This is a genomic window from Chitinophaga japonensis, assembly GCF_007830125.1.
GTDB classification, from domain to species: Bacteria; Bacteroidota; Bacteroidia; order Chitinophagales; family Chitinophagaceae; genus Chitinophaga; species Chitinophaga japonensis.
The window spans coordinates 1,678,472-1,691,566 of sequence record NZ_VLLG01000002.1; the positions used below are offsets into that span (position 1 = coordinate 1,678,472).

The 13,095-nt window shown below is 54.7% G+C and carries 13 protein-coding genes; 10 read left to right on the forward strand and 3 right to left on the reverse strand.

Features of this window, described 5'->3' with window-relative positions:
• Positions 1-9: 9 nt before the first annotated feature.
• Together LX66_RS06860 and LX66_RS06865 are read right to left on the reverse strand one after the other, a co-directional pair.
• The gene (locus tag LX66_RS06860; RefSeq protein ID WP_158642554.1) at positions 10-1,761 is read right to left on the reverse strand and encodes an N-acetylmuramoyl-L-alanine amidase family protein; all 1,752 of its coding nucleotides are present in this window, start codon (positions 1,759-1,761) and stop codon (positions 10-12) included.
• Positions 1,762-1,872: 111 nt separating this feature from the next.
• Entirely contained in the window at positions 1,873-3,666 is a 1,794-nt protein-coding gene (locus LX66_RS06865; protein ID WP_145711203.1) for an acyl-CoA dehydrogenase family protein, read from the reverse strand.
• 137 nt (positions 3,667-3,803) lie between these two features.
• Between LX66_RS06865 and LX66_RS06870 the strand changes: the two genes are divergently transcribed.
• Together LX66_RS06870 and LX66_RS06875 are read left to right on the forward strand one after the other, a co-directional pair.
• Positions 3,804-4,604, forward strand: a complete 801-nt coding sequence (locus tag LX66_RS06870; protein ID WP_158642555.1) for an alpha/beta fold hydrolase — start codon at positions 3,804-3,806, stop codon at positions 4,602-4,604.
• Positions 4,605-4,638: 34 nt separating this feature from the next.
• Entirely contained in the window at positions 4,639-5,781 is a 1,143-nt protein-coding gene (locus LX66_RS06875) for a glycosyltransferase (RefSeq protein WP_158642556.1), read from the forward strand.
• Positions 5,782-5,857: 76 nt separating this feature from the next.
• On the opposite strand, the gene LX66_RS06880 is transcribed toward LX66_RS06875, so the two are convergent.
• Complete coding sequence (locus LX66_RS06880) at positions 5,858-7,042, reverse strand: glycosyltransferase family 87 protein (protein ID WP_145711209.1); 1,185 nt, start codon at positions 7,040-7,042, stop codon at positions 5,858-5,860.
• A 118-nt stretch (positions 7,043-7,160) separates the two neighbouring features.
• Between LX66_RS06880 and LX66_RS06885 the strand changes: the two genes are divergently transcribed.
• The 8 genes from LX66_RS06885 to LX66_RS06920 all read left to right on the forward strand — a co-directional run bounded on the left by LX66_RS06885 (position 7,161) and on the right by LX66_RS06920 (position 13,082).
• Positions 7,161-8,291, forward strand: a complete 1,131-nt coding sequence (locus tag LX66_RS06885) for an ABC transporter permease (RefSeq protein WP_145711211.1) — start codon at positions 7,161-7,163, stop codon at positions 8,289-8,291.
• Positions 8,292-8,354: 63 nt separating this feature from the next.
• On the forward strand, positions 8,355-8,786 hold the full coding sequence (locus LX66_RS06890) for a hypothetical protein (protein WP_145711213.1): 432 nt from the start codon (positions 8,355-8,357) through the stop codon (positions 8,784-8,786).
• A gap of 53 nt (positions 8,787-8,839) precedes the next feature.
• Entirely contained in the window at positions 8,840-9,955 is a 1,116-nt protein-coding gene (locus tag LX66_RS06895) for a glycosyltransferase (RefSeq protein WP_145711215.1), read from the forward strand.
• Positions 9,956-9,986: 31 nt separating this feature from the next.
• Positions 9,987-10,331 carry a gliding motility protein GldC gene (gldC, locus tag LX66_RS06900; RefSeq protein ID WP_145711217.1) on the forward strand — a complete coding sequence of 115 codons (345 nt, stop codon included), beginning with the start codon at positions 9,987-9,989 and terminating at the stop codon, positions 10,329-10,331.
• 24 nt (positions 10,332-10,355) lie between these two features.
• Positions 10,356-10,808 (forward strand): GatB/YqeY domain-containing protein, encoded by a 453-nt coding sequence (locus LX66_RS06905; protein ID WP_145711219.1) that lies wholly within the window; start codon positions 10,356-10,358, stop codon positions 10,806-10,808.
• A gap of 8 nt (positions 10,809-10,816) precedes the next feature.
• Positions 10,817-11,359: a CvpA family protein gene (locus tag LX66_RS06910; protein ID WP_158642557.1), complete on the forward strand. Its 543-nt coding sequence runs from the start codon at positions 10,817-10,819 to the stop codon at positions 11,357-11,359.
• Between the two features lie 70 nt (positions 11,360-11,429).
• A complete protein-coding gene (locus LX66_RS06915) occupies positions 11,430-12,203 on the forward strand; it encodes an alpha/beta fold hydrolase (RefSeq protein WP_145711224.1) in 774 nt (257 codons plus the stop codon).
• A gap of 216 nt (positions 12,204-12,419) precedes the next feature.
• Positions 12,420-13,082, forward strand: a complete 663-nt coding sequence (locus tag LX66_RS06920; protein ID WP_145711226.1) for a CBS domain-containing protein — start codon at positions 12,420-12,422, stop codon at positions 13,080-13,082.
• Positions 13,083-13,095 lie beyond the last annotated feature (13 nt).

The following is a 13,095-nucleotide window of genomic DNA, read 5'->3' on the forward strand; positions in this document are numbered from 1 at the left end:
TTCGTCATTTTACATTTTACATTCCTCCAAAAAATCCTTCAGCCCCTGGATGATCTTTTGCACCATTTCCTGCCGGAAATCCGGGTCCAGCACCCGGGCCTCGTCTGCCGGGTGGCTGAGGAAGAGGGTCTCCACCAGTACGTCCGGGAATTCCGTAGGGTTGTTCAGGATGAAATTAAAGCCGCCATTGCACCCGAAGCCGTTCAGCCCGGTTTCCAGCATCCTGTTATAGATGGCGCGGGCCAGCGGCTCGCAGAAGGGGTGCTTGTAGTAGGTGGCGGTGCCGCTGATATCCACCGGGTTGCCGGAGGCATTGAGGTGTATGCTCAGCAGCAGGTCCGGGTTGGTGCGGCGGAAATACAGCAGGCGGTCCTCGTTGGCCACAAACTGCTCCCGGGTGCGGGTGGTAAGTACGATAGCGCCTTCTTTTTCCAGCGCGGTTGTCAGCAGCCGGGAAATGGTCAGGGTCATTTCCTTTTCGTAGGTACCGGTAAGCCCCCTGGCGCCTACATTGCTGCCCCCGTGCCCGGCGTCCACGCCTATGGTCAGGTCGCGCAGCCGCAGGCTGGCCGGGGTAGGCTTTATCTTTACGGTCAGGGTATTGCCTTCGTAGTACAACTGGTAGCCCCAGGGGAAGGCATGCTGCAGGTCTATTACTATGCGGAACACTTCCGGCTCCACCTGCTGCCAGGCTACCCGCCGTATTTCGCGGGTACTGCCCAGTTGGGCGCTCAACCCTTCTTCCGCATAGGCCCCGTACACATCCACGATGATCTTACCCGGCCGCACTTCCTGGGTGGAAAGATAGGGCAGCTTGTCCGCCAGCGGCACGGACACGTAATCATACTGATCATCCGCCCATACCCTGGCCTGGGTAACGATGCTGACCGGCGACGGCTCCGCCAGGGTGGCGGTATCTACCAGCGCTTCCGGTATGTAGGCGCTGTGCCGGGCAGACAGTCTTACTTTATAATAATTGTCTTCCCGTCCGCTGATGTGCAGCAGCACGCCTTCGTCCAGGTAGCCGGCCTTTTCCGGTCCCAGGCGGTCGCCGCGGGCGGCAGTGGTGAGGTAGGTCATGTTATCGATGGTGCGGCCGGTAAACAGCCCGTTGTTGGGCAGGTAGCGGTAGGTGTTGGGGCTGTGGCGGGAAGTGGTATGGCCCTCGCCGTCTTTCAGCGTGATGGTGATACGGCCGTTCAGCAGGCTGTCCGCTGCTTTGACCACGTATACGCCTTCGTAGAAACCGGGCAGGCCCTCGCTTTGCGCGGGCGGCAGCTCCCGCAGCGGCATATCGTTGATCCAGGTGGCACTGCAGCCGGGGAAGGCTTTCATTTTAATGCGCAGGGTATCGCCTTCGGTCACCTGCAGGTTACCCCGGGGGCTGATGCTGAAATAATCGATCTTAAAAACAGGCGTGGCTTTGGCCGGCGGCAGGGGGTGGTAGTAGTACACTACCTGCCTGCTGGCGCTGCGGCCGGTGAGCGTATCGGTAGCGGTCACCGTAAAAGCAGTACGGCCGGCGCCCAGCTCCCGCTTAATGGCAAAAGTGCCGGTAGGATATACGTAAATGCTGTCGTTATTAATGCGCAGTGCGCAGCTTTTGCAGGTGCGCCCCGCCAGGAATTGCCGGGGGCTGTTTACATTGTTCTGTTCCCGGGTAGGTTGTTGCAGGTGTATAAAGGCCTGTGCAATGATCTGCTGCTGTATACATAATAAAGCCATCACTCCCAACAGGCGGCGTCGCATTAGTTTCATCATGATCCCGTCTTCTTGATGTATTGATGTGTTGATGCAACATCCAGGCATCACATCAACACGTCAATACATCTTCAAATATATGCTAATGCATTAAATAACCATAACCGCACCTTACCAGGCATACCGGTTCTCCCCGATCATTTTGTCCGCTATCCGTCTCCGGGCGTCCTTGGTATTAAGGGGCGCTGTTTTGGTATAACGTTTCAGGCCCAGCAGCATCATGCGTTGTTCATCGCCTTCTGCAAAGCTGTTGATGGCGTCTTTGCCGTACTTGTGGATACGGTCCGCCGCATCCGTGAAGTAGGTGCGCACCATGTCAGCCTGCAGGGCGGCGGCGCTTTCGCCTTCCTTGTCCACGATCTTCAGCAGACGCAGCAGCCCGCTTTCGGCGGTAAAGGTCTCAATGGCCATATCGGCAATGTTCATCAGCACTTCCTGCTCCTGTTCCAGTTTGGTGCCCAGTTTTTGCACGGCGGCGCCGGCTACCAGCAGGATGGCTTTTTTCAGGTTGCCGAGCAGTTTCTTTTCCGCGCTGAAGGGTGTTTCATCGTCGCTGCCGAATTCCGGTATGCTCATTAGCTCCTTCATCACGTTCATGGCGGGCGTCATCAGGTCCAGCTTGCCTTTCATCGCGCGTTTCAGCGTCATGTCCAGGGTAAGCAGGCGGTTTATTTCGTTGGTGCCTTCAAATATGCGGTTGATCCTGGCGTCGCGGTAGGATTTGGAGATCACGTATTCATCGCTGAAGCCGTTGCCCCCGTGTATCTGCACGCCTTCGTCCACCACATAGTCCAGCACTTCTGATCCGTTTACTTTCAGGATGGCGCATTCCACGGCATATTCTTCCGCTGCGCCCAGCACCGCTTCGTTAAAGGGTTTGCCGGCAGCCAGCAGCTCCTGCTCCTGCAGTTCTATGAGTTGGGCCGTGCGGTACAGGGAGGATTCGCACATCCAGGTGCGGATCACCATTTCGGCCAGTTTATGTTTTATGGCGCCAAAGTTGGCGATGGGTTGTTTGAACTGCTCACGGGTATTGGCATACTGCACCGTGTTGGTAATGGACCTTTTGCAGGCGCCCAGCGCGGCGGCGCACAGCTTCAGGCGGCCGATGTTCAGGATGTTGAAGGCGATCAGGTGGCCCTTGCCGATGGTGCCCAGCACATTGGCTGCCGGTACTTTAGCATCCTGGAAATAGATCTGCCGGGTGCTGGAGCCCTTGATGCCCATTTTATGCTCTTCCACGCCCAGGGTAAAGCCGGGCGTATCCTTATCTACGATGAAGGCGGTGAACTTGTCGCCGTCCACTTTGGCAAATACGGTGAACACGTCCGCAAAACCGGAGTTGGTGATCCAGACCTTCTGCCCGTTAAGGATATAGTGCTGCCCGTCGTCTGTCAGCCTGGCGGTGGTTTTGGCGCTCAGCGCATCGGAGCCGGAATTGGGCTCCGTAAGGGCATAGGCGCCTTTCATTTCGCCGGTGGCCAGCTTGGGCACATACTTTTGCTTTTGCTCTTCCGTACCAAAGTACAGGATGGGCAGGGAGCCAATGCCGGTATGCGCGGCCATGGCTACGGAAAAGGAATGGCCGGAGCCCAGCGCTTCATTGATCACGGTAGCGGTGACAAAATCCTTTCCCAGCCCGCCGTATGCTTCCGGGAAGGAGGCGCCCAACAGGCCCTGTTCGCCGGCTTTGTCCAGCAGGGAAGGCATCAGCCCTTCCTCCAGCTTGTCCAGCCGGTCCAGTAACGGCGTTACCTCTTTTTCTACAAATTGCTCCGCCATTTCCTTGATCATGCGCTGCTCTTCCGTGAAATCTTCCGGGGCAAACACATCATAAGGGGCGCTTTCCTTTACGAGGAATTCGGCCCCTTTCAAGGCGGCCTTTTTATCAACTGTTGCGTCCATGTTGAACTTTTTTTAGCGTATTTGATATTGAAACAGGCAGGAGCAGGATGTCAGGAATGCAAGCAACCGGCCTATTCGTAATTTACTTAGTTTGGGGCAATTGGCAAAAGTTGATTAAAATTGTTACTGTTAAAATTATGCCCTCATTTTTCCTGCCATATGCCAATAGCCGTTTTCATGGTATCTGCGAAGGCAGCGGCCCGCAACTGCTGGTATGCCTGCATGGTTTTGGGGAGAGTGCGATGCATTTCCTGCCCCTGGTAAAGCATATGGGCCGGCGTTTTACCATTGTAGGGCTGGACCTGCCTTTTCACGGCCAAACAGAATGGAATGAGAACCGGCCCTTCTCCGGCCATGACCTGCAGGCCCTGGTAGCCATGATCTTGCAGCGGCAGGAGCGGCAGCAGTTCTCCCTGCTGGGCTACAGCATGGGCGGGCGCCTGGCCCTGTGCCTGGCCGCTGCTATGGCGCCGCAGTTGCAGCACCTGGTGCTGCTGGCGCCCGATGGCATCAGGAACAATCCCTGGCATATGTTTGTGACCCGTACGGTATTGGGCCGTCGTCTTTTTAAATACTTCACCTGGCATCCGCAACTGTTTTTCTGGCTCTTGCTCACCGTGCGCAAACTGGGGTGGCTGAATGAAAGCATTTACAAGTTCGCTTTTTTCAGCATGGACAAGCTGGATAAGCGCCTGCTGGTGTACAAGGTGTGGATGTGCATGCGCAGGATGCTGCCGGACCTTAAAAAGGTCAAACGCCTGCTGGCGCAATACCATATTCCCACCCTGCTCATTTATGGCAAATATGACCGTATTATGCCGGCCGTGCTGGGCCGACGCCTGGCAGACGGCTCCATTAAAGGAGAGATACTGGTGCTCAATAAAGGGCATCAGCTCATGTCCGAAGAACTGGGTAAAGAGATCATGTTAAAAATATGATATACTTTTGACCCCCGTTGCAAGGGACATGGCTATGAACATTTTGCTTGTTATAATAGGGTTGCTGGGCGCCGGTTACGGCCTGCTGCTGCTGTGGTATGGCCTCGGCTGGAAGCGGTTGCCCGTCTTTTCACCGGCTGCGCCGGTAAGCGGGCGTACCCGCGTCACCGTTATTATACCTGCAAGGGATGAGGCGCAGAACCTGCCGCCCCTGCTGGAGGCCCTGCAACGGCAAACCTATCCTGCGGAGCTGCTGGAGATCATAGTGATAGATGATTTCTCTGCGGATAATACCGAGCAGGTGGTCCGTGATTTCCCCGCAGCCAATGTACGGTTGCTGCGCCTGTCCGATCACCTGGACCGGGAGCAGCGCCTGAACTCCTTCAAGAAAAAAGCCATTGAAATAGCCGTAGGCCAGGCTACCGGTGCGCTAATTGTAACCACGGACGCGGACTGCGTTATGGGCCCGCAGTGGATGGAAACCCTGGTGCAGTACTACGAAACCCACGGGCGCAAATTTATTGCCGCCCCGGTGAGCTTTTACCAGGAGCGGAACTTTTTCAAGATACTGCAGTCCCTCGATTTTATGAACATGCAGGGCATTACCGGCGCGGTCACGCAATTGAAGATCGGCACTATGTGCAACGGCGCCAACCTGGCCTATGAAAAAGCAGTGTTTTATGAAGTGGGCGGCTTTAGTGGTATTGACAATATTGCTTCCGGCGACGACATGCTGCTGATGTATAAGGTATACCGCAGGTACCCGGATGGTATTGGTTATCTCAAAAATGAGGCGGCCATTGTGCGCACGCTGCCTGTGGATACCTTAAAAGCGTTTATGCATCAGCGTATTCGCTGGTCGTCCAAGGCGGACAAGTATGACGACAAGCGCCTTACCTGGATGCTGGCCGTGGTGTACCTCTGGAATGCCGCGCTGCTGCTGATGGGAATAGCGGCGGTGTTTTTCCCCCTGTGGTGGTACTGGCTGCTGATATTTTTGCTGTTTAAAATAACCGTGGAGTTGTATTTCATGGTGCCGGTGGCCCGCTTCTTCGGGAAAACCACTTTCCTGCTATGGGTGATCCCGGGCCAGTTGTTCCACATCCCCTACATTGTAATAGCAGGCTGGCTGGGTAAGTTTGGTACTTACCAGTGGAAGGGACGAACGGTTAATTAATAATTAACAGTTAATAATTAATAATACCTGTAGCACTTGTGTTTCGCTAAAACACCGGCATTACGATTATTAATTGTTAATTCTTAATTATTAATTGCTTCAACTGCTCCGCAATCAATACAAACCAGATCACACTGCAAAACACCGCTTTCACCGCATAAGGTTCTACATACGTTCTTGCCAGTTTGTACGGAAAAATCAGGTCCGTGGAGGAGAAGGAGGTGCACACCAGTGCCAGCAGCAGCAGCACCAGGTGAAAACCGCCGGGCCGCTGGGTAAAATACCAGATAGCGATGCCGGTCATGGCAATGATATACGTAGGCGATTCTCCTTTATGATTAAAGATCACCACCCAGATCAGCACAGAGGCCAGCATCAGCAGCCGGAACAGGGGCTGTCGCCAGGCGCGGACACGCAGCAGCGGCAGGCAGAACAACCCTGCCCCCAGCAGTACGAACACCTGTTTGTTCATATCAAATCCAAACCAGGTATGCCACCACCCGTACAGCGACACCCCGTAAGAGGCGCCATGGTCCGCCGTTAGCAGGTCGCCCCAGCTTTTATAGAGGAACTGCAGTTGCGCCGGGGACACCACCAGCAGCGGCATCAGCCCCAGTACGATCAGCCAGCACAGCGTGGCGATGGCCGCTTTCCAGCGGGAAGGGTACAGCAGGAACAGGGCAAAGGCCACAACGCCGAACAGCTTGATGTACACCGTCACAACGATCAGCAGCGCCGCCCACCAGGGCCGGTCGTTTTCCAGCAGGTGCCAGGCCAGTATCAGCAGGCCGGCTATCAGCACATTGGTTTGCGAGCTGGTAAGGGAGATCATGGTTTCTATCAGGATAAAGAGCAGCAGCAGGTTAAAGCGCTCTTTTGCCACCGGCAGCCTGCGCAGCGCTGCCAGCAGCACGATCATATTCAGCAGGTTGAAGAGGATCAGCCCCGGCAGGTCCGGCAGCCAGGCGAAAAGCCCCATCCATAAGGCAAAGGAGGGGCTGTATTTATATACATCGTAATGCTCCGCCGGGTAGTGCGTATAAAGGTCCTGGTAATGCAGCAGGTGGAAGAAGGATTGCTTGAAGATCACAAAGTTGTTGTAACGGGTCCATTGCTCCATATCCTGTGAGCTGAACCAGGCATGGCAGGATATGCCTGCCGCCATCAGCAGGAAGAACAGGAACAGGTAACGTACAGGAAGCAACGAGATTTTTTCTCCCAGGTTGATAAAGAACTTGGCCGGCTGTTGATGTTTGTCCATAGGGTGATAGAATGTCCTCCACAATACGCAGCAGAGTTTGTAACTTACTGCGCAGCAATGATAGAAATTTTTCAGAACTTAAGCATTTCAATTTTTAATCATTCATCCCGCCGCTAACATACGGTCCTCTTTCAGCCGCCAGGCATGGAAGCGCTTGCTGCGCAACAAGGGCGCGGTGGCCGGGCTCGGCCTGATAACGCTGGCCGTGCTGGTCAGCATTACGGCCTACTGGATAGCGCCGGACAGCACGCCTTATGCCAACCGCATGGTGCTGGAAATAAGCGGGCAGCGCCCGGGTTTCCGCATTACCATGCTGGCCCTGCAGAAGGAGCGCACGGTGCCGCAGGCCGGATTTTTTGAACGGCTGCTGTACGGCCGGGAGGCGCCGCTCACTTATGTGCCTGTACGTAAATGGCGCTTTGCCGGTAACGGGATCGTAGTGCAAAAGTACGTGGATGAAGAAACGGTCATAGCGGAGCATTACAGCCTGGCTAAAGTGTGGTATGGCCGGGAGCAGCCCTTGCAGGAGCCGGCTGAAGTGATCCGGCAGCGCATTGCAGAGGAGCGCATCATCAGTAAAACCTACTGGCTGGGCACAGACCGTTTTGGCCGTGATATCCTGAGCCGCCTGCTGGTGGGCACCCGGGTTAGCCTCAGCGTAGGCTGCATAGCGGTGATCATTTCCCTCAGTATCGGGGTGCTGCTGGGCGCCTTGGCCGGTTATTTCCGCGGCCGCACGGACGATGTGGTGATGTGGCTGATCAACGTGATCTGGTCGGTACCTACGCTGCTGCTGGTATTTGCCATCACGCTGGCGCTGGGCAAGGGCTTCTGGCAGGTGTTCATTGCCGTGGGGCTCACCATGTGGGTACAGGTGGCCCGTATTATCCGCGGGCAGGTAATGGCCCTGCGCGAGCTGCAGTTTGTGGAAGCAGCCCGGGCGCTGGGATACGGTCATGGGCGCATTATCGCCCGGCATATCCTGCCCAATATCATGGGCCCGGTAATGGTGGTGGCGGCCGGCAATTTTGCCACGGCTATCGTGGTAGAGGCCGGCCTGAGCTTCCTGGGGGTAGGGGTACAGCCGCCACAGCCTTCCTGGGGCCTGATGATCAAGGAGAACTACAATTTCATTATTACCCACAACCCGCTGCTGGCCCTGGCGCCCGGGGTGGCCATTATGCTGATGGTGCTGGCCTTTAACCTGCTGGGCAATGGTTTACGGGACGCCATGGACGTAAGAGGGTGAAATTTGCATAGTATTATAAAATAATATAATTTTATGCAAATCCTCAATTCTTAACAGAAGACTATGCCTATCAGATCATATCTTTTAGCCTGCTGTGCGCTCCTGCTGCTCACTGTTACCGCCTGCAAGAAAAAAAAAGGCTCCGGCGGAGATCCTGCTCCCCAGGAGGAGCTGATCAAAGCCACGCTGGATGGTGTGGCAGAAGGTAGCTATACCGCATCCCCCGGCGCCACCTATCCATTTACCATCAATATCACTTCCCCGCTGCCGGCAAGCGGCGTAACCATTAAGGTGACCGCTACTACCGACCCGGGCGGGGTGCCGGTGCCGCAGGATACGGTGCCTTCCCCGGTAAAGACCGCCACTACCACCTTCACCCTTACTGACCTGGAGCCGATCCGGACCGTGAAGGTGATCGTGACCATCGCCTCCGTCAGCAATCCTAACAACCAGTTGATCAAAGAATTCTGGATCACGAATAAATCCGACGAATAAGCATGTGCAATGTGCAGGTCCGCACATTTGCACATTAGTTTTACTTTTGCTCCATGACCATCGGAGTGAGCGCCGTATCCATCCCGGAGGATACGCCTGCAGACAGTAACAATGCCTATACGGAAATAGTGCTGCGCATGTGCGCGCGCCATCCTGAACATTCCTTTATCCTGTTTTTTGACCGGCCCGTACCGCCGCAGCTATCCCTGCCAGTCAACGCCACGCCCGTAGTGCTGCCATTGAAAGGCAATGCACGCTGGCGCCGCCGCTGGTGGTGGCAATGGCAGTTGCACCGTGCGCTGCTGCGCCACCGCCCGGCTGTTTTCCTGGCCATGGACGGCATGCTGCCGCTGCGCAGCCGGATACCCGCCGTGCTTTTTATAAATGACCTTTCCTTTTTACAAGGCGCGGCCGGCATGCCGGGGAAATGGCAGCGCTACCTGCAGCGGCAAACGGTGCAGTATGTTGACAAAGCGCAAAAGGTGCTCCTGCTCACAGGTGCCCTCCGGCAGGCATTACTGGAATATGCGCCCGCCGCGGCCGGCAAGCTCCGGGTACTGCCTGCCGCCGTGCATGAAAGCTACCACCCCCTTTCCTGGGAAGAGCGGGAAGCGGTGAAGCAGCAGTATACCAATGGTGTGGAATATTTCATCGTAACAGGGGCATTGCATCCACGCAACAACATTACGCCGCTGCTAAAGGCATTCTCTGCACTGAAACGCCGCCTGCATTCCAATATGAAGCTGGTGCTGGCCGGCAGCCCAACGCCCGCCGGCCTGGAAATAGCCGACAGCCTGCGCACCTACCGCTTCCGGCAGGATGTGGTATGGCTGCAGGAGCCGGACCAGGCTGCGCTGGCGCAGCTTACTGCCGCCGCCTACGCCATGATATACACTACCCGCCTCGCCGGCACGGCCCTGCCGGTATACGCCGCCCTGCAATGCGAAGTGCCGGTCATTGCCCTGGACGGCCCGGCTGCCCGGGAAGCCGGTAAAGACGCCCTCCTGTACGCCGATCCCCGGCGCCAGGAGGACCTGGCCGACAAGCTTTGCCTGCTCTATAAGGATGAGCAGCTCCGCGCCCGCCTCCTGCAGGAAATGGCGGCGCTGCCCCGCACGGGGGGATGGGACGCCTGCGCGGATGAACTCATCTGCACATTCGCATATTAAACATTACTTTTGCCTTTCGAAATAAAAAGTTATGGGTAAAACATCTACGATCCAGATCCAGGTGGGACTGGATGATAACAAAGTGCCGGAAACAATAGAGTGGACCGCGTCTGACACCACCGCCGAAAAGATGAACAAAGCCAAAGCCATGATGGTGGCCTTCTGGGATAGAACAGAATCTACCGCCCTGCGTATTGACCTCTGGACCAAGGATATGATGCTGGATGAAATGGCCGATTTTTTCTACCAGACCATGATGACCATGGCCGATACCTGGCAGCGGGCCACGCCTTACAAAGACCAGTCGGAGGAGCTCCGCGCCTTTGCAAAGGACTTCTTCCGCAAGGTGAACGAAAAGCTGAAAACGCAACAATAATCCAACAGACCCAAAATAAACCGTATGTCATTAGAACAGAACATCAATGCCGCCATCAAGGCAGCCATGCTGGCTAAAAGCGAGGCGGAACTGCGTGCGCTCCGCGCTATCAAGGCCGCTATCCTGCTGGCTAAAACGGCAGAAGGCGGCAGCGGCGAACTAACGGAGGCAGAAGAATCAAAAATGCTGCAGAAGCTCGCCAAGCAGCGGAAAGACTCCCTGGACATTTTCCGGCAGCAGAACCGGGAAGACCTGGCCAAAAAAGAAGAAGAAGAACTGGAAGTGATCGAGCGTTTCCTGCCTAAACAACTGGATGAAAAGGAATTACGGGTAGCCGTTACCCATATTATCGCAGAAACGGGAGCTACCTCCCCTGCAGACATGGGCAAGGTAATGGGCGCCGCCACCAAACAACTGGCCGGTAAAGCCGACGGCAAAGCCATTTCCGCCATCGTAAAAGAATTGCTAAGCAAATAGTCCCGCTTTTGGTTATCGACATCCTCTTTGCCATTATCCTGGTTATCGCTATATATAAAGGATATATGCGGGGCCTGATCGTGGCTGTGTTTTCGTTTATTGCCGTGCTGCTGGGCCTGGCGGCCGCCCTGAAGCTCACTTCCGTGGCCGCCCTCTATGCCCAGGAGCATTGGGAGGTGCACTGGCGCTGGCTCCCGGTCCTCTGCTTCATCGTGTTGTTCCTTGGTGTGATCCTGCTGGTGCGCCTGGGCGCCGGCGCCTTACAGCAACTGGTAGAGCTGGCCCTCCTGGGATGGCTGAACCGGCTGGGAGGGATTTTATTGTATAGTGTTATCTTTACTTTAAATTACAGTATCCTGCTGTGGATAGCGAACCAGTTGTACTGGCTGAGCCCGGAAACGAAGCTGCAGTCTGTTGTATACCCGCTTATTGCTCCGCTGGGTCCTGCCGTAATAGATGGTATGGGCAGGATCGTACCCGTCTTTAAAGATATATTTGCCGGATTGCAGGCTTTTTTTGATAATGCAGCTAAAGAATTACAAGCTATCTAACTCGCTTCAAAGATTATTTGAATTAATAAAAAGAATTATTTTAGCGCAAAATTGACTTCAAGCTTTGGCAATGGATTACGAAATCAAAACACAGGGGAAGTTTAAGTATATTGAGGAAGGAGAAGGGGAGCCGCTGGTGCTGTTGCATGGACTGTTCGGTGCATTAAGTAATTTCAGGGACCTGCTGGACCATTTCCGGCAGTACAATAAAGTGGTGATCCCGATGTTGCCTTTGTTTGATCTGAATATCCTGGAAACTACTGTCAGCGGACTGGCAAAATATGTACATAAGTTCATAGAAGCCCGGGGGTACCAGAACGTGCACCTGCTGGGCAACTCCCTGGGGGGGCACGTAGCCCTGGTATACCTGTTGAAGCACCCTGAAGCGCCTGTAAGCTCGCTTACGCTTACCGGCAGCTCCGGCCTCTTTGAGAACGGGATGGGGGAAACATACCCGAAGCGGGGCGATTACGAATATATCCGTAAAAAGACGGAGCTCACCTTCTATGATCCGGCTATCGCCAACAAGGAGCTCGTGGATGAAGTGTTCGAAATTGTTAATAACCGGTTAAAGGTTATCAAGATCATTGCCCTGGCCAAATCCGCCATCCGGCACAACCTGGGGGAAGAGCTGCGGGATATTAAGATACCCACGCTGCTGGTCTGGGGGCAGAATGATACGATCACCCCGCCGATGGTAGGGGAAGAGTTCCATAACCTGATACCTAACTCGGAACTGCATTTCATTGATAAGTGCGGCCATGCGCCAATGATGGAAGTGCCAGGGGAATTCAACGTCATACTGCACGGTTTCCTGGAAAAACTGAAGAAACAGGTGAGCTGAGTATCCGCCGGCGGCCTGCTGTATTCCGGGCAGCGGTTATCACCATTCGTAATCCGTAATCGTCCATTCGTAATTAAATTACACTGCCTGCAATCTCTACGCTGTGATTAAACGTATCTTTGTATAGACACCGTCCATAACGGTGAGGTATATTGGTGAAAAGTTTGGAATATTCTTTGTTATATTGTAAGTGACCAAATCGCAATTTTTCCAGTCATGTTGGCGAGAGACCTCATATCAACAGTTCCTGTTCTGCATCCCATGGATTCAGCAGCCAGGGCTTTGCGCCTCATGAATGAGTATCACCTTACCCAACTGCCCATGGTGCTGGAGAACAAGTACCTGGTGATGGTAGAGGAAGATGATATCCTGGACCTGGAAGACCCGGATACCCTCCTGGAGAACATGGAGTACAACGGCGGCAGGCCGGCCATTCCCGAGCACGTGCACTTCTACGAAGCCCTCAAGGTTTTCCATGACCAGAAGCTGTCCGTACTGCCCGTTATCAGCAAGGACAATGAATACCTGGGCATACTGACCCGCGACAACCTGCTGGATGTGCTGGCGCAGTACAACGGCGTAAAGGAGCCCGGCGGTATCCTGTCCCTGGAAATAGAGCCCCGCGATTACAGCCTCAGCGAAATAGCCCGTATCGCGGAATCCAATGACGTGATCCTGCTCAGCGTGAATACCATTACCAACCCCAACACCGGCCGCCTGGAAGTGCTGCTGAAAACCAACCGCCAGGAGCTGCAGTCCCTCATCGCCACCTTTGAGCGGTTTAAATATTACGTGGTGAGATATGCCATTTCCGCCGAGGAGGAAGAAGACACCCTCAAAAAGAATTACGACCTCCTGATGAACTACATCAGCCTGTAACATCGCTGCTTTT